Source organism: Oceanobacter sp. 3_MG-2023, assembly GCF_030688925.1.
GTDB lineage: Bacteria > Pseudomonadota > Gammaproteobacteria > Pseudomonadales > Oceanobacteraceae > Oceanobacter.
On the sequence record NZ_JAUYVX010000008.1, the window covers coordinates 14,653 to 36,487 of the forward strand.

15 protein-coding genes and 1 CRISPR repeat array (1 of these 16 cut by a window edge) are annotated in these 21,835 nt (G+C 52.7%); of the genes, 6 read left to right on the forward strand and 9 right to left on the reverse strand.

Annotated elements, in window-relative coordinates:
- Positions 1–484: a CRISPR direct-repeat array (repeat unit 36 nt; unit sequence GTAGAAAACCAACCCTGAATTAAAAGGGATTAAGAC); it begins 1,284 nt to the left of the window's first position.
- 145 nt (positions 485–629) lie between these two features.
- The 7 genes from Q8W32_RS08790 to Q8W32_RS08820 form a co-directional block, all read right to left on the reverse strand.
- A complete protein-coding gene (locus tag Q8W32_RS08790; RefSeq protein WP_303433601.1) occupies positions 630–1,388 on the reverse strand; it encodes a type 1 glutamine amidotransferase in 759 nt (252 codons plus the stop codon).
- A gap of 55 nt (positions 1,389–1,443) precedes the next feature.
- Positions 1,444–2,250, reverse strand: coding sequence for an ABC transporter permease subunit (locus Q8W32_RS08795; RefSeq protein ID WP_303433599.1), 807 nt, complete (start codon positions 2,248–2,250; stop codon positions 1,444–1,446).
- Positions 2,250–3,191 (reverse strand): ABC transporter permease subunit, encoded by a 942-nt coding sequence (locus Q8W32_RS08800; protein ID WP_305414569.1) that lies wholly within the window; start codon positions 3,189–3,191, stop codon positions 2,250–2,252. The genes Q8W32_RS08795 and Q8W32_RS08800 overlap by 1 nt, the downstream gene beginning before the upstream one ends.
- Positions 3,192–3,206: 15 nt before the next feature.
- A complete protein-coding gene (locus Q8W32_RS08805; RefSeq protein ID WP_305414570.1) occupies positions 3,207–4,373 on the reverse strand; it encodes an ABC transporter ATP-binding protein in 1,167 nt (388 codons plus the stop codon).
- A gap of 88 nt (positions 4,374–4,461) precedes the next feature.
- Positions 4,462–5,556 carry a polyamine ABC transporter substrate-binding protein gene (locus tag Q8W32_RS08810; protein ID WP_305414572.1) on the reverse strand — a complete coding sequence of 365 codons (1,095 nt, stop codon included), beginning with the start codon at positions 5,554–5,556 and terminating at the stop codon, positions 4,462–4,464.
- Positions 5,557–5,986: 430 nt separating this feature from the next.
- Positions 5,987–7,069: a polyamine ABC transporter substrate-binding protein gene (locus tag Q8W32_RS08815; protein WP_303433591.1), complete on the reverse strand. Its 1,083-nt coding sequence runs from the start codon at positions 7,067–7,069 to the stop codon at positions 5,987–5,989.
- 300 nt (positions 7,070–7,369) lie between these two features.
- Entirely contained in the window at positions 7,370–8,695 is a 1,326-nt protein-coding gene (locus Q8W32_RS08820) for a glutamine synthetase family protein (RefSeq protein ID WP_303433589.1), read from the reverse strand.
- A gap of 157 nt (positions 8,696–8,852) precedes the next feature.
- Here Q8W32_RS08820 and Q8W32_RS08825 point away from each other — a divergent pair, with 157 nt between their 5' ends.
- The 3 genes from Q8W32_RS08825 (at position 8,853) to Q8W32_RS08835 (ending at position 11,952) form a co-directional block, all read left to right on the forward strand.
- Positions 8,853–9,548 (forward strand): GntR family transcriptional regulator, encoded by a 696-nt coding sequence (locus Q8W32_RS08825; RefSeq protein WP_305414574.1) that lies wholly within the window; start codon positions 8,853–8,855, stop codon positions 9,546–9,548.
- A gap of 203 nt (positions 9,549–9,751) precedes the next feature.
- The gene (locus tag Q8W32_RS08830; RefSeq protein ID WP_305414575.1) at positions 9,752–11,149 is read left to right on the forward strand and encodes an aspartate aminotransferase family protein; all 1,398 of its coding nucleotides are present in this window, start codon (positions 9,752–9,754) and stop codon (positions 11,147–11,149) included.
- Entirely contained in the window at positions 11,149–11,952 is an 804-nt protein-coding gene (locus Q8W32_RS08835; protein WP_303433583.1) for a helix-turn-helix transcriptional regulator, read from the forward strand. Before Q8W32_RS08830 ends, Q8W32_RS08835 begins: the two co-directional genes overlap by 1 nt.
- A 117-nt stretch (positions 11,953–12,069) precedes the next feature.
- Here the strand turns inward: Q8W32_RS08835 and Q8W32_RS08840 are convergent, their stop codons facing one another.
- Positions 12,070–12,603, reverse strand: a complete 534-nt coding sequence (locus Q8W32_RS08840; RefSeq protein WP_303433582.1) for an NADPH-dependent FMN reductase — start codon at positions 12,601–12,603, stop codon at positions 12,070–12,072.
- Positions 12,604–12,770: 167 nt separating this feature from the next.
- Here Q8W32_RS08840 and Q8W32_RS08845 point away from each other — a divergent pair, with 167 nt between their 5' ends.
- On the forward strand, positions 12,771–13,685 hold the full coding sequence (locus Q8W32_RS08845; RefSeq protein WP_305414578.1) for a LysR family transcriptional regulator: 915 nt from the start codon (positions 12,771–12,773) through the stop codon (positions 13,683–13,685).
- Between the two features lie 255 nt (positions 13,686–13,940).
- Positions 13,941–18,521, forward strand: a complete 4,581-nt coding sequence (locus tag Q8W32_RS08850; protein ID WP_305414580.1) for an NACHT domain-containing NTPase — start codon at positions 13,941–13,943, stop codon at positions 18,519–18,521.
- 280 nt (positions 18,522–18,801) lie between these two features.
- On the opposite strand, the gene Q8W32_RS08855 is transcribed toward Q8W32_RS08850, so the two are convergent.
- Positions 18,802–19,740: a LysR family transcriptional regulator gene (locus tag Q8W32_RS08855; RefSeq protein ID WP_305414582.1), complete on the reverse strand. Its 939-nt coding sequence runs from the start codon at positions 19,738–19,740 to the stop codon at positions 18,802–18,804.
- Between the two features lie 160 nt (positions 19,741–19,900).
- On the opposite strand from Q8W32_RS08855, the gene Q8W32_RS08860 reads away from it, so the two are divergent.
- Entirely contained in the window at positions 19,901–21,835 is a 1,935-nt protein-coding gene (locus tag Q8W32_RS08860; RefSeq protein WP_305414583.1) for an FAD-dependent monooxygenase, read from the forward strand.

A 21,835-nucleotide genomic window follows, 5' to 3' on the forward strand; every position in this document is an offset into this window, starting at 1 on the left:
TTCGGCATACGCTTCTGTGTATTCCCGGATGGTAGAAAACCAACCCTGAATTAAAAGGGATTAAGACAGTGGATACAGCAGTACATTGACAAGAGAGAAAAAGTAGAAAACCAACCCTGAATTAAAAGGGATTAAGACCTGGGCGGCTTGTATGCAAACGGCAAAGCAGGTAGAAAACCAACCCTGAATTAAAATGGATTAAGACTAAATAGATATTTTTAGCTATTTATCATAAAAAGTAGAAAACCAACCCTGAATTAAAAGGGATTAAGACCGCATATTTTGAGTTGTGGCCGCGTTTCAGCTTCTGTAGAAAACCAACCCTGAATTAAAAGGGATTAAGACCTGTCCGCTCGACTGATTTCTTCCTGCAGCTCTTGTAGAAAACCAACCCTGAATTAAAAGGGATTAAGACTGCCGGGAACTGTTCAGGCTCAGCAATGCATTCGTAGAAAACCAACCCTGAATTAAAAGGGATTAAGAGCACCCACACCGCCGTTGCGGACAGCCATAGCGAGCGTCTCTACGGTCGTGCGGAGGATTCCGGGGCAAGCCCGGAATGACGCGGATCGCCGCTACGGGGACAACCCCGGACGGCGTCCCTGCGGCTGTTTATTGTTGCAGCTGTTTTATTGTTGCTGCAACACAGCCACCAGCCAGCCTGCGATCACTGGGGAATCCAGGCAAGCGTCGGGTTGACGAACGCTGATCAGTCCTTGTTCGGTGTCTTGCAGCGGGATGCCTTTGCCTCCCCGGTCGGTGAGCAGGGCGTCTTCAAAGTCGAGGGTGAATTCCGGGTGCGGTTGCAGGCTGACGATGCGGTTGTTGAAGTAGCCCAGAACGGCATAGCGGCAGAAGTCGGAATGCGCCAGTACGGTGGCACTGGCGGGCAGAATGGTCACCTGGTCCTGATGCACGGCGTTGATGCTGAGTGTTTGTGGTGCGTGCCCGGTGGCTTGTTCGAGCTGTTGGGCAAAGCCGTTGTCGAGCTGGTAGGTGTTGACTCCGAGACCCCAGCCGCCGTGGTATCTTTCGACCTTGCCGCCAAGTGCTTCGGCAATCAGTTGGTGACCAAAACAAATCCCGACTAACGGTCGTTCGGAATCAGCAATCTGGCGGACAAAATCCTTGAGCTGGACAATCCAGTCCAGTTCTTCGTAAACGCTGTGTCTGGAGCCGGTAATTACCCAGCCGTCGCAGTCGTTTGCCGCCGCCGGGAAGTCGCCCCGGCTGACGCTGTAAACGGTGTATTCAAAGCCGGGGTTATGGGGTTGGAACAGGCGCTGAAACATATCGGCGTAGCTGCCGTATTGGTCGATGAGGGTATCCGGGGTGAGCCCGGTGACCAGAATACCGATTTTCATAAAGTGCTCGTTGTTAACGGTCATAGGGTACGCATAACGCACCGTGATGCGTTATGCGGCTGCCGGTTGGCGGCAGGTATTACGGCTTGGGCCGCTTTCGCATTTGTAACATGGCCACGACAACGCCCACGGCAACAATCAGGATCATCAGGGTGGCCAGGGCGTTGACTTCCGGGGTCACACCCAGGCGTACCTTGGAGAAGATGACCATCGGCAAGGTGCTGTCCCCAGGCCCGGAGACAAAGCTGGCGATCACCAGGTCGTCGAGCGACAGGGTAAACGACAGCAGCCAGCCTGATAAGATCGCCGGTGCAATTAATGGCAGGGTCACCAGAAAAAACAGCGAGGAGGGTTTGGCGCCCAGGTCCATTGCGGCTTCTTCCAGCGAGGTATCAAAGTCTGCCATGCGGGCTTGCACCACCACCGCCACATAGGCCATGCAGAAGGTGGTATGGGCCAGAATAATGGTCAGGGTGCCCCGTCCGGCAGGCCAGCCAAACAGGTCTTCCATGGCGACAAACAGCAGCAGTAACGATAGGCCGGTAATCACTTCGGGCATGATCAGTGGTGCCGAGATCCAGCCCGACAGCAGCATCTTGCCGCGAAAGCGCCCCATCCGGCTGAGGGCAAAACCAGCCATGGTGCCGAATACCACTGCCAGCGAGGCGGAGATAAACGCAATTTTGATACTGAGCCAGGCGGCGCTGAGAATCTGCTCGTTCTGGAACAGTTCGCCATACCACTTGAACGACCAGCCGCCCCAAACGGTCACCAGTTTGGATTTGTTAAAGCTGTAGATGATCAGTGAAATTATCGGCACGTAGAGAAACAGGAACCCCAGTGCCGAGGAGGTATATAAAAACCAGGAACGACGTTGCACGGCCATTATTCAGCCTCCTTGCGGTTGCGCAGCAGCATAATGGGTAGCACCAGTACCACCAGCATCACGGTGGCAACGGCGGAGGCCATGGGCCAGTCGCGGTTGAGTGAGAATTCATCCCACAGTACCCGGCCAATCATCAGGGTATCGGAGCCACCCAGCAATGTGGGGATCACGTATTCCCCCACCGCGGGAATAAACACCAGGGTGCAGCCTGCCAGAATGCCCGGCATGGCCAGCGGAATGGTCACCAGAAAGAAACTCTGGAACGGCCGACAGCCCAGGTCTTCAGCGGCTTCCAGCAATGACATGTCCATTTTTTCCAGCGCGGTATACAGCGGCAAGATCATAAACGGCAGGTAGGTGTAAACGATGCCAATGTAGACGGCAAAATCGGTTTGCAGCATCTGGATCGGTTCGCTGACGATGCCGAGGTTAATCAGGATATCGTTAACCAGGCCGTTTTTTTTCAGTAATCCGACCCAGGCGTAAACCCGCAGCAGGAATGATGTCCAGAAAGGCAAAATAACCAGCGCCAGCAAGATGGTGCGGGTGCGGGATTCGCTACGGGCAATCAGGTAAGCCATCGGGAAGCCGATGATCAGTGCCAGCAAGGTCGAGACGCCAGCAATGCGGATCGAACTCAGGTACGCCTCCAGATAAAAGGAGTCTTCCCACAAAAACAGGTAGTTGCCGAGGTTCAGCTTGATATTGAGCAGCGCGTCTTCCAGCTCGATCAGGGCGGTATACGGCGGAATGGCAATGGCGGTTTCAGAAAGTGAGATTTTGAACACCACCAGAAACGGCACAAAAAAGAACACCGCCAGCCATACAAACGGCATCGAGATCACCAGCTGGCGACCCCAGTTGATCCGTTTTAGTGGCAGCTTGTGCAACACCCGTTGCAACCGCGAGTGGGCAGCGGTATCGCCCTTGGCTTGACTCATAAAAAGTATCCTCTCTCAGCTGGTCAGTACGACGGCGCTGTCCACATCCCAGTACAGATGCACCCGTTCATTCCAGGTAAAGCGGGCACCACTGTCGCGGGAGATATTGGGCTGGGTAACGCGGAGTTCTTTACCGCTGTCGAGGCGCACACGGAAGACCGACAGGCTGCCCATATAGGCGATGTCTTCGATCACCCCGGAGCAGGTGTTGTCGGTCTGTGCTGGCGGCTCATGGCTGATCAGCATTTTTTCGGGCCGAATGGCAACACACACTTCCTGGTTGGGGGCGCAGCTGATGCCGTGGTTGAGGTAGACCGGTGGTTCAAAATCGTTGCAGCGGATACGCACCCGGTCTGGCTCGTCTTCGGTTACGCGTCCATTCAGCAGGTTGACCGAGCCAATAAAGCGGGCCACAAACCGGCTGTTGGGGTATTCATAAATATCGTGGGGTTCGCCCACCTGGACGATATTGCCCTGGTTCATCACGCCGATGCGGGTTGCCAGGGTCATGGCTTCTTCCTGGTCGTGGGTCACCACCACAAAGGTGACGCCCAGTTCTTCCTGGATGTTGATCAGTTCAAACTGGGTTTCTTCGCGCAGTTTTTTATCCAGCGCTCCCAGCGGTTCATCCAGCAGCAGCAGCTTGGGGCGTTTGACCAGCGAGCGCGCCAGTGCTACCCGTTGACGCTGACCACCAGACAGTTGATGCGGCTTGCGCTTGCCCAGATGGCCCAGCTGTACCATGTCGAGCATATCGGCAACACGACGTTTGATGTCGACATCGGCCAGCCGCTGGCGCTTGAGGCCAAAGGCAATGTTCTTTTCTACTGTCAGGTGCGGAAACAGTGCATACGACTGGAACATCATATTAACCGGACGGTTCCAGGGCTGAATGCCAGCCATATCCACATCGTCTATCAGGATGCGGCCCTGGGTCGGCTGTTCAAATCCGGCCAGCATCCGCAGCAGGGTGCTTTTGCCGGAGCCAGAACCACCCAGTAAACAAAACAGCTCGCGCTTGTAGATTTTCAGGCTGATGTTATCCACAGCGGTAAAGTCATCAAATGTTTTGGTGACCCCATCAAAAAACACAAACGGTCGGGCATCCGGATCACGCCATAAATCGGGAGCTGGCGCGGTAAGCGGATTCTTATTCGAAACGGGAGATTTTGCGCTTGTCATAACCTGGCTACCAGTGAGATGGGGGGACAGTCCCCCCTCAGGAATGGTAACACCGCCGGGCGTTCTGCCCGACTGATGCGACGATCAATTAACGGCCGGTTTTTACATTTGACCAGGCGCGGTTCAGTATGCGATCAAATTTGGCGCTGTGGGCTTGCTGGGTAAACAGCTTGGCTTTTACTTCGGCACTGGGGTAGATCCCTGGGTTGCCGATCACGTCTTCGTTCAACAATGGCTCGGCGGCGGTGTTGGGTACGGCGTAATACACATAGTTAGAGATACCAGCGGCTGTTTTTGGCTCCAGAACGAAGTTGATAAACTGGTAAGCCGCGTCTTTATGGGGTGCATCGGCAGGAATGGCCATCAGGTCAAACCATACCAGCGTGCCTTCTTTTGGAATCGCATAGGTCACTTCTACGCCCTGCCCGGCTTCTTCAGCACGGCTCTGGGATTGCAGAATGTCGCCGTTGTAACCCAAGGCTACGCAGATTTCACCATTGGCCAGATCAGAAATGTACTGGCTGGAGTGGAAATAGCGGTAGTTGTCACGGTTGGCTTTCATCAGGGCTTCGGCTTTGCCGAGGTCGCTTTTGCTTTCTGAGTTAGGATCAAGACCGGCGTAGTTGAGGGCAATCGACATCACTTCTGCCGGGGAGTCCAGAATACCAATACCACAGTCTTGCAGTTTGGCAGAGATTTTGGGGTCAAAGATCAGGTCGAGGGTATCGGCGGGCATATCACCCAGTCGCGCCTTGATCATTTCCACGTTGTAACCCAGTCCAATGGTGCCCCAGGCCCATGGCACGCTGTGGGCATTGTTGGCGTCGTGACGGGCGACTTTTTCCAGCAAGGTGCTGTCGAGGTTGCCGTAGTTACTCAGTTTGCTGCTGTCGATGGTGGTGTAGATACCAGCCTGGATCTGACGCTCCAGAAACGCTCCGGTTGGAATCACCAAATCATAACCGCTGCTGCCGGTCATCAACTTGGCCTCCAGCACTTCGTTGGAGTCGTAAACGTCGTAGTTCACCTTGATGCCGGTTTTCTGTTCAAACTCAGACACCGCTTCCGGGTAAATGTAGTCCGACCAGTTATAGATATTCAATTCCTTGTTATCAGCGGCCAATACGCTGGATGCGGCCGTCAGCGCACATACAGAGGCCATCAGAGCAGACAGTTTGAGCATACGTTTCTCCAGAAATAAGACGTTATCGATCAAGCTTGATCGTCACGCTACGGATGCCGCTCAGGCATTCCCATACCCCCCAGGGGCTATATCCCCCAGATGCCGGGCGCAGGCCAGTAAAATCAAGCGTTACAGACACATGAATGGCTTACCACAGGTACAAGCCGACCGACAATGTTCACATTATGGACAACGTGTCCGCAGCCCGGCTGGTTGGCAGGTTATCGCGCTTGGGCAATCTTGATAGCGACCGTCAATCGATCAGGAAAAACAGGCTGGCGGCGACCGGCAAGTCGCGGCAGTGAAATGGGGGAAAACAGGTGTAAAAAACGGCGCTGCAAACAGCTACAAGAACAAGAACAGAAAAACAAAGCCGCCTTGCAGCGGCCGCACAACAGCAGCGCATAAAACAAAGCCGGCTACCGGCGAGTTAAATGCCGCTCTTGATGTTTGTCCAGGTGCTCTCCAGTACACGATTGAACTTGTCACTATGGGCTCTCAGAGAAAACAGGTTGGATTTCAAGCTCGAGACCGGATACACCCCTTCGTTACTGCTCACGTCCTTATCCAGAAAAGGGGCTGCCGCTCGATTGGGGACCGCGTAATAAACATGGTTGGAAATGCGCGCAGCCGTTTCTGGCTGCAGAATAAAATCGATAAACTGATAAGCCGCTTCCTTGTTTGCGGCATCCGCCGGAATAGCCATCAGATCAAACCAGATCGCGGTGCCTTCCTGAGGAATTTCATACGCCACGTTAACCCCGTTACCCGCTTCTTCGGCATTGATTTGGGATTGCAGAATATCGCCGTTGTAACCCAGTGCCAGACAGATATCGCCGTTAGCGAGATCTTCTGTGTATTGGGAGGCATGGATATAACGGTAGTTGTCCCGATTGGCCAGTAGCATCTGTTCTACTTTTTTCAGGTGCCGGGTACTTTCGGAGTCCGGCATGATGCCTTTGTAGTTCAGGGCGATGGCGATCACGTCGGAGGGCGAGTCCAGCACACCAATGCCACAGTCTTTCAGCTTGGCGGTGATGGCGGGGTTGAAGATCAGATCCAGGGTATTGGTGGGCATATCCCCCAGCCGCTCGCGGATCATATCGACGTTGTAGCCTAACCCGATGGTGCCCCAGGCCCAGGGGACTCCGTGGGTATTACCTTCATCGTAGGATGAGACCTTGGCCAATAGCACCCGATCGAGGTTGTTGTAGTTATCCAGCTTGCTCCGGTCGATTGGCGCATGTAACCCGGCCTGGATTTGCCGTTCCAGAAAGAGACCAGACGGTACCACAAGGTCATAACCGCTGTTGCCTGCCTTGAGCACGTCATCCAGGGTCTGGTCTGTTTCGTAAACGTCGTAATTCACTTTGATACCGGTTTGCTGCTCGAATTCAGCAACCGCTTCCGGGTAGATATAATCATCCCAGTTATAGATATTCAGCTCCTTGTCTGCGCCCCAGGCGCTGGATGCTATGGTCAGTGCACATATGGATGCTGCCAACTTCCGCATACGTTCCTCCTTGATACGTCGATTAAGCGGCGGACTGTATATCAGGCAGGCGGCACAAACAGGCTGCTATAAATCAAGAAAAGCCCAATCGGTGGGCAGAATAAATCCTTCCCTGATGGGCAAAACGGGGTAATGGACGTGGTGTTATGGTAATCGGTGTTATGGCAATCGGTGTTGTGGGAATAGGTGTTATGGGAGTCGCCCCGTCAATCACGCGATGGTGACTGACGAGAACGACTGACCAAAAACGGCGGGTGCGACAGCGAAAAGCCGGCAAAAGTCGGTCGGAATACGCCGCCCCTACAACAGGCCCAGGTAAGACTCGTATTCAATATCAGAAATACGGCTGTTCAGTTCCGTAATTTCCTGACGCTTGATGGCACAAAACACATCCACAAATTCGTCTCCCAGGTACTCCCGTATCACCGCACTCTTGTCCAGTGCCTTGATGGCGTCATCCCAGCGATACGGCAAGCGGGTGGACTCATCAGAATCGGCATAGGCATCACCTTCCATGGGTTCCGGCGGGGTCAGCTTGTTGTTCAAGCCATACAAAGCGCCGGCCAAAACAGCCGCCAGCACCAGATACGGGTTGGCATCCGCACCGGATACCCGATGCTCCAGACGCCGTGCTTCCGGGTCGCCTTCCGGTACTCGAACCGCGGTGGTGCGGTTTTCATAACCCCAGCACGCAAAAACCGGCGCGTGCGAGCCATCCTGAAAGCGGCGATAGGAGTTCAGATGCGGTGCGAACATCAGCATTGAGCTGGGCATCAATTGCAACAGACCGGCAATCGCCTGGGTCAGCATCTCGGTGCCTTCTTCGCCACCGTTGTCGAACAGGTTATTGCCGTCTTTATCGAGCAGGCTGAAATGCACATGGAAGCCGTTGCCTGAGTGTTCCGCGTATGGCTTGGCCATAAAGGTCGAGGTGTAACCGTGCTTGCGGGCAATCCCCTTGACCAGGCGTTTGAACCAGATCGACTGATCCCCGGCGTTAAGCGGGTCGGACACGTGTTTGAGGTTGATCTCAAACTGGCCCGGCCCCAGCTCGGAAATAATGGTATCGGCCAGTACGCCCTGCACATCACAGGCGGCACGGACTTCGGCAAAAAACGATTCCAGACCATCCACATCTTCGATCGAATAGGCATCGGTGGTATTGAGGCGACGGCCATGACCCCGGTCCAGCACCGGCGGCCGCGGACGCTGTACTTCTTCCGAGTCACCATCCATCAGATAAAATTCCAGCTCCGTTGCCATCACCGGATACCAGCCCTGCTCATGGAAACGGTCGACGATATTTTTTAATACCTGACGCGGATCGACATTAAACGGCGAGTAATCCGGGTTCATCATCATCGCTTGTAGTTGATGACGCTCCTGACCGGCCCAGGGCACCGGAGTCGGTTTTTCTTGCACCGGCACACAGATGCCATCGTTATCACCGGTTTCAAAAACCAGTCCGTTATCTGGCACATCGCCGCCCCAGAAATCGACACCGATAACAGAGCGTGGCAGCTTGACGCCCTCTTCATAAACTTTTTCCAGCGAGCTGCCTAACAGGCGTTTGCCTCGCAGGTTGCCGTTCAGATCGACGATAAAAAGATCAAAATCATTTTGCATGGAACACCTGGTCATGAAGGAGCACAAGAAAAGGAGGGGTCATAAACACTCTGGCTGACACGCCCGTGTTGTGCTTGAATGTCTGAATTGTGATCACATATTCGATGACAGGCAAGTAAAAAACACCGGTATAACCAGCAGAAAGAGCGCTATCAGCATGGATAAACACACCCCGATTGATCTCACCCTAACTGAGCGCCACAGCGCTGTAACTATCACCCAGTGGGTATACAGCACTCTGCGGCAAGCGGTATTACTGGGCAAAATACCACCAGGACGGGCACTGACAATTCGGGAACTGGCCACATTGCTGGATGTTTCGCCGATGCCAATCCGGGAGGCCCTGCGGCAATTGTCTGCTGAAGGCGCACTGGAGATTCAGGGAAACCGGCGCGTGATGGTGCCCAAAATGACGGCGATGAAATTTGCCGAACTGGTCGAAGCCCGCATCTGCCTTGAAACCCACAGTGCCGTCCGCGCCATGCCCTATATCGACGAAGCGCGCTTGGCACAACTCGAAGACCTCGATCACCGCATCGACATCGCCACCGAGCACGGCAACGGCCACGATGTGACCCGTTACAACCAGGAGTTTCACCGCCTGCTGTACACCGCCAGCCCGCATCAGGTGACCCAGTCGCTGATCGAAAGCCTGTGGCTGCAACTTGCGCCCTTTATGCAGGTAGCCATCGAAAACCTCGACGATTATTACCAGGTCGATCGCCACAAGGAAGCCATCAGCGCCATTCGTGAGCGCGACTCCCTGGCCCTGCAAATGGCCATCAGCGCCGATATTCGTGACGGCTGCGCCTTTGCTTCATCGCCGGAGCAGCTGCAACAACTGCTGGGTTAGGGGCCGCCGACGGACACTTGTTGCGGCTTGTTTGCCCGGTAATGTTAATTCCCTCACAGATCATGACCAGCCCGGTATCACCCGGCACGCTGACAGACAATCTGGACGATTGGTCATTTCAGGCCAGTGCTTTTGTACAGCCCTTGACCAAATCATTTTGTGATCACAAAATTGTGATCACATTTTAAAACACGGTCAGCGCCATGAAACACGACTCCACTACTGCTTCCGCCAGCCACTCATCCTTGCAGCAAACCGATGCCCGCTTCCATCTGCATCCGTTCAGCAACGCCACCCGCCTCAATAACAAGGGCGCACGGGTGATCACACACGCCGATGGTGTGTACATCTGGGATGATCAGGGCAACAAGATTCTGGATGGAATGGCAGGTCTGTGGTGTGTGAACCTGGGCTATGGCCGTGAAGAACTGGCAGCGGTCGCCGAACAACAAATGCGCACGCTGCCGTATTACAACACCTTCTTCCAGACCACTCATGGCCCGGTGGCCCAGCTGGCAGAAGCCATCGCCAGTGTGACGCCCGGCGACCTCAACCGGATCTTTTTTGCCAGCTCCGGCTCGGAAGCCATTGATACCCTAATGCGGCTGACCCGCCACTACTGGGCCATCAAGGGCAAACCATGGCGTAATATTCTGATCAGCCGTGACAACGCTTACCACGGCAGCACCATCGGCGGCACCAGCCTCGGCGGCATGAGCGGCATGCACCAACAGGGTGGCCCGCTGGTACCGAACATCGAGCGCATCCGACAGCCTTACTGGTATGGCGAAGGCGGAGATCAAAGCGAAGAGGCATTTGGTCTGACGGCTGCACGGGCGCTGGAAGAAAAAATTCTCGCCGTTGGCCCCGACAACGTTGCCGCGTTTGTAGCGGAGCCAATCCAGGGAGCCGGTGGCGTGATCGTGCCACCCGCCAGCTACTGGCCAGAAATCCAGCGTATTTGCCGCCAGTACGACATTCTGCTGGCAGTGGATGAAGTCATTTGTGGTTTTGGACGTACCGGCAACTGGTTCGGCAGCAATACCTTCAATATCCAGCCCGACATTATTTCGATGGCCAAGGGTTTGTCCTCAGGCTATCTGCCCATCGCCGCCGTGGCGGTCGGGGATCGCATCAGCAACGCCCTGATGGAGCACGATAACGACTTTAACCACGGCTTTACCTATTCCGGTCATCCGGTGGCCGCCGCCGTGGCGCTGAAAACCATCGAAATAATGAAAACCGAAGGCATTGTTGAGCAGGTACGCGACAGCACCGGCCCCTACTTCCAGAAAGCCCTGCGTGAAAGCCTCGCCGACCACCCGTTAGTGGGCCAGATTGATGGCGTTGGTCTGGTAGCCGGTATCGCTCTGGTGCAGGACAAAGCCACAAAAACCCTGTTCCCGTCCAGCCTCGACATCGGCATGATCTGCCGCGACCACTGTTTTGCCAATGGCCTGATCATGCGCGCCGTCGGCAGCCGTATGGTGTTGTCACCGCCGCTGATCATCAGCAAAACCGAGATCAACGAGCTGTGCCAGAAAATCCGTACCTGCCTCGACCTGACCCTCACCAGCGCCCAACAAGCCGGAGCACTCTGATGGCCGATATCATCGCAACCAAAGCCTTGGCCAGTCTGGTCGACCATATTCGCCTGACCAGTTTTCCGAAAGAACTGGCCGATTACCTGGCGACGCTGGCGCATTTCGACACCTGCCTGATGCTGGTGTTTGTTCCCGGTGCCAAGCCAACGCTGGTATACACCGAGACCAGCGAACCCAGCCCGGCGCTGGAAACCTACCTGCATCACAGTTACCTGCTCGACCCGCTCTATAGTGCCTTGCAGAACAACGCCAGCAGCAGCCAGATTACCGGCCTGAGCCGCCTCAGCAGCATCGCACCGGACTCCTTCACCCAGACGGAATACTTCCACAACTGCTATCAGGAATTTGATCTGGTCGACGAGATCAACCTGGTGATCGAGCTGGCAGAAAGCAGCTACTTCACCCTGTCTCTTGGTCGCAAATCCAGCCTCGGCAGCATCACCCGCGCAGAAATGAACCGGCTACAGGAACACTGCGCCATGATCAGCGCGCTGATTCGCCAGTTCTGGCTTTCCAACGCCGACGAATACTTGCCCAACGGCAAAAGTCGCAGCACCCTGACCCAGGCCCTGCGCACCTTCGGCCAGGGCGTACTGACCCGCCGCGAACAAGAGATTACCGCGCTGATTCTGCAAGGCCACAGCTCCCAATCCATCGCCGACCTGCTTAATATCTGTGTCGGCACCGTCAAGGTGCATCGCAAAAATATCCACGGCCGCCTGAATACCTCACAACAAAGCGAGATTTTCACGCTGTTCCTCAACCACCTCAGTGAGATGGATATGCGTATCGTCGCCTGAGAGGATAGGCCTTGCCCGTAGGAACCGCCTCCGTCCGTATCCGCAAACCTATTTCAGGCACAAAAAAACCGGCAGAGCCGGTTTTTTTAATTTACAGCAATCAGGCCATACAAGGCCTCAAGCCAGCGTCGCCAACGCCTCGGTCAGCGCTGCAGACAATTCCGCATTGCTCAGCTCACCTTTCTCAACATCAAAATTATCGTAGAACGACGGTACCGACAATTGCGCTTTCACGTCCATGGCGAAATACGGCGCAGACCCCACCGCTGCCGCCAATACACTCTGCGCACCCCCGGGGCCTGGGGACGTTGCCATTACACACACTGGCTTGTTCTGATAAACCTTTTGGTCGATGCGGGAAGCCCAATCAAACACGTTTTTATACGCCACACTGAATGACCCATTAAACTCACCAAACGAGATCAGCACGGCATCGGCTTCGCCGACTTTCTTGAAAAACGTCTGAGCCGGTTCAGGAATGCCAGACTCCTGTTCACGGTCAACACTGTAAATCGGCATCTCGAAGTCATTCAGATCGAGGATTTCCAACTCAGCACCAGTGGTCTGTTGCAGCTGCTTGGCCGCATGAGTGACCAGCTGCTTGTTAATGGACTGACGGCTGTTAGTAGCGGCAAACGCTAATATTTTCATGCGGTGGCTCCTTTAAGGTGAAGATTGATTGATGAGGTATACCTTACATTAGCCACACAGATTGATTAATAGAGCTTTTGTGGAGTTATTGTTTCCATACAACTATCAATAAGCCATTATTCACGCCGTCAAAAGCCAACACGTCGTGAGCGAGAAAAGGAGACAGCATGACCTACAACGCCCATCTGCTGGACGGCATCATCATCTTCGCCGAAGTAGTCAGTGCTGGCAGCTTCACCCGCGCCGCCGACAACACCGGGCACTCCACCTCCTATATCAGCAAAGAAATCGCCCGGCTTGAAGAACGTCTCGGCACCCGCCTGCTCAACCGCACCACCCGCTCACAGCACTTGACCGCCGAAGGCCGACTCTACTACCAGCAATGCCAGCAAATCATCGCAGACGTCAGCAATGCTCAAAATGCCCTGATGGGGCAGCAGCAACAACCGGCCGGCACCCTCAAGGTCAGCTGCCCGGTCAGCTTTGGCATGGCCCAGATGCGCGGCATATTCTCCGACTTTTTGCAGTATTACCCGCAGGTCGGCCTCGAAATCGACTTCAACAACCTCAAGGTCGACATCGTCGCAGACGGCTTCGACGTTGTGATACGAGCCACCCCGCAACTGGAAGACTCCAGCCTCATCAGCCGTCGCGTCATGCGCTCACGGGCCGTGACACTCGCCGCCCCGTCCTATTTGCAACAATACGGAACCCCGCAACGACCGGAAGAACTCGCCGAACATCACTGCATCACCTACAGCGGTTTGAAAACACCGCGCCTCTGGCACTATCGCAACCAATACGGCAAAGATATCCAAGTCGAAGTGAATAGCCGGGTCAGCAGCAACAGCTCGGAAATGGAAATTTCCCTCTGCCTTGCTGGCCACGGCATCGTCTGTATGCCCTCATTCCTATTTACCAACGAAATCAGCAGTGGCCGACTCATCGAACTGTTTACCGACTACCAACCGATGGTGATTGATATCTACCTGATCTATCCCAGCCGCAAACACATGTCCGCCAAAGTACGCTGCTTTATCGATTTTGTTGCCGGGCGACTGGCACAACGCACCGGGATATAAACCTGGCGCTTGCTGTTTCCCTTTGCAAATTTCACACTCCCGATATTCGGTAGCCGTACCAAACCAGCCAATCAGGAGGCAGTCTGCCCAATACCGGCCTCGCAACCGTGCCATCCGGCATCGACTGATCCATGGCTATTCCGGCATTGTGACGATACGGTGTGGAGCATTATTCAGGACGAGTTGCCAGCGCTGGAACTGCAGCTGAATGTGATTGTGCAAAATACCTGAACCCTAGTAACAGTAAGGAATGCCATGAGCCTGGCCGGAATAAGATCGACACGTGGAGATTACTATCAAAAGCTGGTTGCTTTTGATTGGATGTTAGATGCTTTGGCCAGCAACAATATCGACTGGCTGGAAGTCGACTCTGCTCATCACGACGTCGATGATATCGTTATCAAAAAAGTCGATGGCTCTCTGATTTGCTGTCAGTGCAAAAAGAATCAACCAGATTTTAAAGCCTGGTCCATTGCAGACTTGAAAGACGAGCTTGATAAAGCAGCCAAAGAGCTGGCGAGCTCTCCCATCACGGCTTTGTTTTTCTATTCCCGCGGTGCGTTCGGAGACATAGCCAAACTTCAGGAATTCGCAACCAACTACGAAGATGACAGGCAACTAGAGCAGCAACTTACCAGAGAGCACCAGAAAAGCTACGATGCGATTCTCAAGATTATTTCCGATGCCAAGGCATCTCTAACGCCATTTGATCTGCTGCAACGTACTACTTTTGAAACAACTCCAGCTGACTTTAGTCGCCATGAACAGCTTCAAATAGAGCGACTGGAAAGACTGGCTTCAAATTCAAAAATTGCCTACGAATCGATATGGCTGGTACTGGATAAACTGGGTGGTCGGGTACCGAATGGTAGAGTGACAGCCAGTAAGCATCGCCTCACTCGTGATGATCTTCTGTCTGTACTGAACCAATCAGGCGCCATGCTGGTGCCTCCGATCTCAGAACAAGAAGTCCGAAAATCCTTTCAACAAACGTCTCTGATAGGCAGAAGCTGGAAAACGGATATTGCCGGACAACATCTCGGCAACCCGATACTGCAACCAGTGCTTGATGCTATTGATGCGAAGGCCAAATCCATACTGATCACAGGTCAACCAGGCTCTGGAAAAACCTGTTTGATGCTTCAGCTACAGCAAATACTAGAAGAAAGGGCTAAACAGCAAAACTGCTTTATTTCCCTCTTTATTCAGTCCAGGGAGTTTGCCGAAGCAGAGAACTCTGAAGAGAGGCATCATCAGGGATTATCAACCCAATGGGTCGAGCAAGCAGCCCGAAAGGCCGAGTCATCAAGAGTTGTCGTCATTATCGACTCACTGGATGTGCTCTCGATTTCCCGAGAGCACAGTGTTCTGTCCTATTTTCTGGCACAAATAGATCTTCTGAAAAACATTCCCAAAGTCACGGTGATTACAGCCTGTAGAGACTTTGATCGGCAATATGACCGGCGAATCAGCGAAAAGGACTGGGACCAGGAGCTGAAGATTCCTCCTCTGGATTGGGAGGATCAGATTGAACCGTTTCTTGCCAACCTCGATATCGATACCTCCGCTATTGATCAAACAACACAAATGCTCGTTACCAACCCGAGAGAACTGGATCTCTATATCGAACTCGCCCGACATTCCGGGAGCTTCAACGTCGTCACCAGTCAGGCTTTGGCTCAACAATATCTGGCTACTTTTGTAGCGGATGATCCTGCTCTTGGCGATGAAGCTATGGTTGCTATCGAACAGGCTGCTCGCAGAATGCTGGAGACCCGAGCACTGTCGATTCCTTATCAACAATTCTCTGGATCAGAAGCCATTAAGAGAAGCTTATTAAGCCTGGGCTTGCTTCAGAGGACTCACGACAAGGGTCTGACTTTTGGCCACCAAACCCTTCTGGATGTACTGGTCATCAGTAATGCGATTCGATTCGGGACGTCACTCAAGGAATTTATTAGTACATTACCTCCCGTCCCCTTTGTAAGACCCAGTATTCGCAGTTTTGTTAACCAGCTCGCTGCGGGGGAGAAGAAAGTTTTCAGAGCGCAAATTCGCTCTGTTTTAACCGGTCAATTTCCTTTTCATATTCGCCGCCTGGTCGCTGAAACCTACGCGCACCAGCCTGTTGATCAAAGTGATTGGCCATTACTTCGGGACTTACGCAATCAGCACAAGGATGTCTTTCAGGTTGTTTACACCCATAGCAGCCATATCAGCTGGTTCCAGTTATGGCAGCAGAACCTGTTACCAGAATTGAAACAAATTCAAGATCAGGAGGGGCTTGAAGATTATCTCTATCGAATTAGCCAGTGGTTAAATGAAGCAACCGAAGCCGTTGTTGCTCTCTGGACTGAGGCATTGGGTTGCCACTGGATCAAAACTGACAATCTGGCGAGGCAAGTCTCTTGCTACTTACACAATTTGGGTACCGAGAAATTACACGTAGCCAAACCTCTGGTGCTAAAGCTACTTAAAAACCTGAACTCTGATCAGGATTTTCTCGGGGAAACCGTTGCTCGGTGCGTAGCAGCTGAAGTATTGACCGATCAAGAGTTGTGGGTATACATCACTGACGCGGTACAACCTGAACATATACGCAGCTACCGGTTTGAAAATAAATTGAATTGCCGACCATACCAGTTCGGAAGTAAAAATCAGGATTTTTTGAAAAACCGAATGGCCACGTCTCCGACTTTACTCACTCTCGCCATCAATACAGTCAATACATGGGCCGCAATACTTCTGGAAGACTACAGGGACAGCAAGACACGTCTCTCCAGCTATTTCCTCGAATATACCTCCTATGAAAAGACTCACTCCGAACGCGGCACAAGCCCATACGATGATGTAAATGTTATTTTTAATGCCATTGAATATGGAATCAAAGTAAACGCTGAAAATCATACTCAATGGTGGCAAGAAAATCGTTTTCTACTATCTGAAAGCAAAGACCTATCCGTTATATACTTTTTGACCCTGGCGATCACTTCAAACCCAGAGAGAAATATAGAAATCATCCAAAACCTGCTACTTAATGAAAATGTGTTGAGATCAATAATTTATTTCGAGATCGAAGAGTTAATCAGCAGGTCATCGGTTTACTTGAGCGAAAAAACCATAACCTCATTAAACAAGATAATAACTTCGCTGTACCAAGATGAAATCACCTACGGTGGAAATATAGCGTGGATAAATAGAAAAAAAACCTCCTATATTACTGCCATCCCCTGTTTCCTTCGAACAGAATCTAGCCAAAATGCTATTGACTCATATGAAAAGCTCAATGGAAAACTCATTCGTGAGCCGGAAATTAATAGTAGAGGAGGTTTTATCAGAGTACCATTTTCTTACGAACTGATCATCAGTACCTCAGACGAAGCACTACTCAAACTACTGGCTCACTACTCAGGCTACCCAGATCGTTTTGATGATTTTCTTGTTGGTGGCGAAGAGGATGTTCAACGGCAATTAAGCGAAGCATCATCCCGAAAACCCATCCGGTTTATCAATTATCTCACTCAATATTGGCGTTATCTATCTACTGGCTTCCGCCAGTCTATCCTTGATGGAATATCGAATCATCTCAAGTACCTATACAGTAATCACAGCTCCAACCAAAACTGGGAAACCATCGAACAGCCTGATAAACACCGGCTTGCGGAGCAACTCCTGTGCGAGTTGGAAAGACACTCCGGCCACTGGCAACGAACGAAGAGCAAGGCAAAGGCACTGAAAGCCTGTGCCCATGTTATCCAAAATCCCAGCCTTGTCGATAGGCTGGTTTTCCAAATGCTGGAATTCGCTTTCATATTTGAGGAAAGATTTCACTCAAGTGATACCAGACTGGGACTGATTCATAATGGAATTAACATGAATACCAGTGAGGTAGCAGATGCCGTCATGGTCCTGGTTACTGAAATTGCCGAAGCTGGACGTGAAATTTCCAACCTGTCCATATCGGCATTACAGTTATTTTCACAATCAGGGTGCTCTGAAGTAAAGGAGATGATTCTTCATCGATTACCTTATCTAAAAAATGACGCTCCCGCACTGGCCTGGGAAATATTCGAGCGAGTGATGCAAAAAAGCGATGATTTATGGCCTTATGCCGAATCATTTCTCTATTACAGCTACAACAATGAATTCGAGAGAGTTGAACCCTATCTGGCCCAAATGAAAACGAGTCATGATAAAGAATCTCTGGCTACCTGGGGACGTTTGTCGGCGTTGTCTGGTTTACAGGACTCAATCAAAAGTTCGTTGTTGTTGCAGGAGCTATTGTCGCTTAGCAGTAACAGCGCCTGGGAGGGCGCACTGGATGTTTGGTCATATAGAGATAATTTCAATTCTCATCCAGAGGTATGCCTGAAAGGTCTATCTATAGCTTTCAATCAAAGCGACGACATAAAAACATTAGCCAGCGATGATTTTGCTGGCTTGCTGGGTGATACAGAACCTGTCATTCACTTTAGAGAATCAATTTTTAAAACGTTCATTGACTCGTTGGATAGCAGCCAAAATAAGGGTAACAATAAACGAGATTACTTCCAGGAAATTAACGAATGGTTAAACCTTATTGCCCAGTCTGACCCCGTCAAGGCACTCAACTGCGCAGAGATATTCATTCCCAAGCTGCAGCAATGGAAGCCTTATTTTTATGACCACAACAAGAACCTTGTTCAACTTATGAATCAGTTATTTGCCTACGCCGAAGAACTCGAAGAATCAGACGAGGGAGAACTGCTGACTCGAGTCGTCAGTCTTCAAGACGTTTTACTATCAATAGAGGGTAGAGAAATACAGGAATGGCTTAGAGCAGCAGAGCGACCATGAGGCATCCAATCCGGCTCAATAATCCTGTCATTTATCGACAACAAAACACTTCCTGTTCGCCAAACGCCGTACCCACCAATGCAATACCTGACAGGCTGCGAGGGCAGAGTAGCTTTTATCAGTAACAAGAGAAACGGTTTCCAATTTAAATTCTGGTGTAAGGGATTGACGTTTTCCAACTATGGACACCTCGTTGTTGGCGCCAATGCAGTATCTTATCAAGTGCTCGGAATCATTGAACTACGATGCATAGCTGGACGATTGCTCTTCTATGCTGTCTTCACAACGCCAGCCCGAACTCTCCCACGGTTTGATCCAGCCCGGTCACCCAATCCCGAATAAAGCTGCGTACTTTCTGGCTGTCGGGCCGTTCGCTGTCTTGCTGTCGAGACCAGAGGGCGATATCCCGTCGGGCGCTGGTTTGATCTTCTATCTGGATCAGTTGCTGCGGGGCGATTTCTCCGGTCATCAGTGCCAGCCGGGCGGGTAGCCGCACCAGCATATCAGTGGTGTTGAGCAGGTGTATCACCGAGCGAATCCCACCGGTAAAGGCAATACGAGCGGCTTGTTGTGCTGCCGGGTCTTCGACCCCGGACAGGAATCCGGCGCTGGCACCCGCAATCAGCCAGCGCTGCTGCGCCACCATATCGAGGGAAACCGGTTGCTGTGAACCCAGCAAGGGCGACTGCTTGCCAACAAAGACGCCGGAGCGGTCGCGGAACACTACTTGCCGTTGCAGCGCCTCCTGGCGATCGCAAGCGTGTGCCACCGACAAGTGTGCCGGGGCCAGCAGAAAGTCCAGCTCACCGTTTTGCAGCCATTCAATCTGGGTAGCAGCAGACCCCACCCGGCAATGGAATACATAACGGCTCTGGCTTAAAAAGCCGCTGGTCATCTCGGCGACGGTGGCGTATTCCCACAGAGGATCAATGCCGATGGTGAACTGGTTGTCGTAACCGCTGTGCCACTGGCGAATGATTTCATCGCCCTGTTCGGTGTCGGCCAGTATCCGTTCACCAAGGTGTGCCAGCCGGGCACCGATGTCAGTCGGCACCATGCCGTAGCGAGTACGCGTCAGCACCGGTGCGCCGACGCGCATTTCCAATTGCTGCAGCGCACGGCTCAGGGTTGGCTGGGTAATAAACAATTGTTCAGCAGCTGCACTGATCGACCCTTGTTTTACAACCATTGCCAGTTGTTTCAGCAGGTTAGGATTCATATATGTGTTTTCTTTGCATCTGAATATAAAAACCAATTTTTCCTGATAACTGGCCACAGGTACAGTGTGATGGCTGATTTATAAAAATAATTCATCACACCTCATCACACCATCCACGACCTGGCTGGGCAACGGCTCAGCCCTGCTGTAGGAGTACCTTATGCAATTTCACCTTAACGGCTTTAACCCCGGCGATCCTCGTTTTGCTGATCCCATGGATGCTGTCGTCGCGCCGCCGCTCAAACGCCCATTGCCGGAATATGTCGATGTGCTGATTGTCGGTTGTGGCCCTGCGGGTCTGAATCTGGCGGCGCAGCTGTCGCAGTTTGGCGATATTTCGGTCGCCATCGTTGACCAGAAAGACGACCGTCTGCTGGTCGGTCAAGCCGATGGCATTGCCTGTCGTACTCTGGAAATGTTCCAGGCCTACGGCTTTGCTGATCAGGTTATTCAGGAAGCCTGCCAGATCAGCGAAGCGGCATTCTGGAAGCCGGATGCCCATCACCCCGAGCAGATTATCCGCAGTGGCAAGGTGCAGGATGTGGCTGACGATCTGTCCGAGATGCCGCACCTGATCATTAACCAGGCCCGTATTCACGATATGTTTCTGGAGGTAATGCGCCAAGGCCCGGGCAAGGTGGAGCCGCACTACCAGCGTAAATTGCTGGGACTGGAGGTCGACCCGGAAGGCGGCGAGTATCCGGTTACGGTCAAGCTGGAGCGCGGTGTTAACTACTCCCAGTACAGCCAGGAAATCGAGACCGTTAAAGCCAAGTATGTCGTCGGTTGTGATGGTGCCCGTTCCAGCGTGCGCAGTGCGATTGGTCAGGAGCTGGTCGGTGATGCTCTCAACCAGGCCTGGGGCGTGATGGATGTGCTGTTGAATACCGATTTCCCGGATATTCGCCTGAAATCGCTGATCCACTCCAACAACGAAGGCAATATGCTGATCATCCCGCGTGAGGGTGGTTACATGGCCCGCTTGTACATCGAGCTGGACAAACTCAAGGAGAATGAGCGTGTCGCCCGTAACGAGATGACTGCCGACGTACTGATTGCCGGTGCCAATCGCATCATGCAACCGTACACCATTGATGTGAAAGAAGTGGCCTGGTGGAGTGTGTATGAGATTGGTCAGCGCATCACCACCGCCTTTGATGATTCAACTCCCGAGCGCCCGGCACGGGTTTTTCTGGCCGGTGATGCCTGCCACACCCACAGCCCGAAAGCCGGTCAGGGATTGAATACATCGGTTATGGATACCTGGAACCTGGGCTGGAAACTGGCTCACGTACTGACCGGGCTGGCCGAAGAGGATCTGCTAAAAACCTATTCTGCCGAACGACGTGAGTACGGTCAGGCGCTGATCGATTTCGACCGCGAGTTCTCACGCATGTTCAGTGCCAGACCGAAGTCGGCCGAGTATCCGGAGGGGATCGATCCCGCCGGATTCCAGCGCTATTTCCAGCTCTTTGGCCAATACACGGCCGGGGTTTCCATTCAGTACAAGCCATCCGTCCTGGTGTCTGACGACCGCTATCAGTACCTCGCCAGTGGCCTCACGGTAGGGAAACGTTTTCACTCTGCGCCGGTTGTCCGTCAGGGCGACGCCAAACCGGTGCAGCTGGGCCACTGTCATACCGCCAATGGCGCTTATCGGATTTATGCCTTTGGCGGCAGTGCAGACGCCATGTCGGATCAGTGTAGCGTCAACGCCTTGTGTGACTTTCTCGCCAACGATCCCCGTTCACCGTTATTGCGTCATACCCCGGCAGGAGCTGATAGGGATACGGTCATTGATGTCCGTGCGGTGTTTAACCAGCCACATCAGACTCTGGAAACCAGCAGCATACACCCGGTGCTGGCACCACAAAAAGGCAAGTACGGCCTGCGTGACTACGAGAAAGTTTTCTGTGCCGATCATCGCCCGGAGTCGTCTGGTGGTGGCCAGAATATCTACGACCTGCGCGGTATTCATAAAGCACAGGGTTGCCTTGTGATCGTGCGGCCAGATCAGTACGTTGCCGATGTGCTGCCACTGGATGACTACACCCGCCTGACAGCCTTGTTTGAGGGCCTGTTGAAGTTGCAGTAA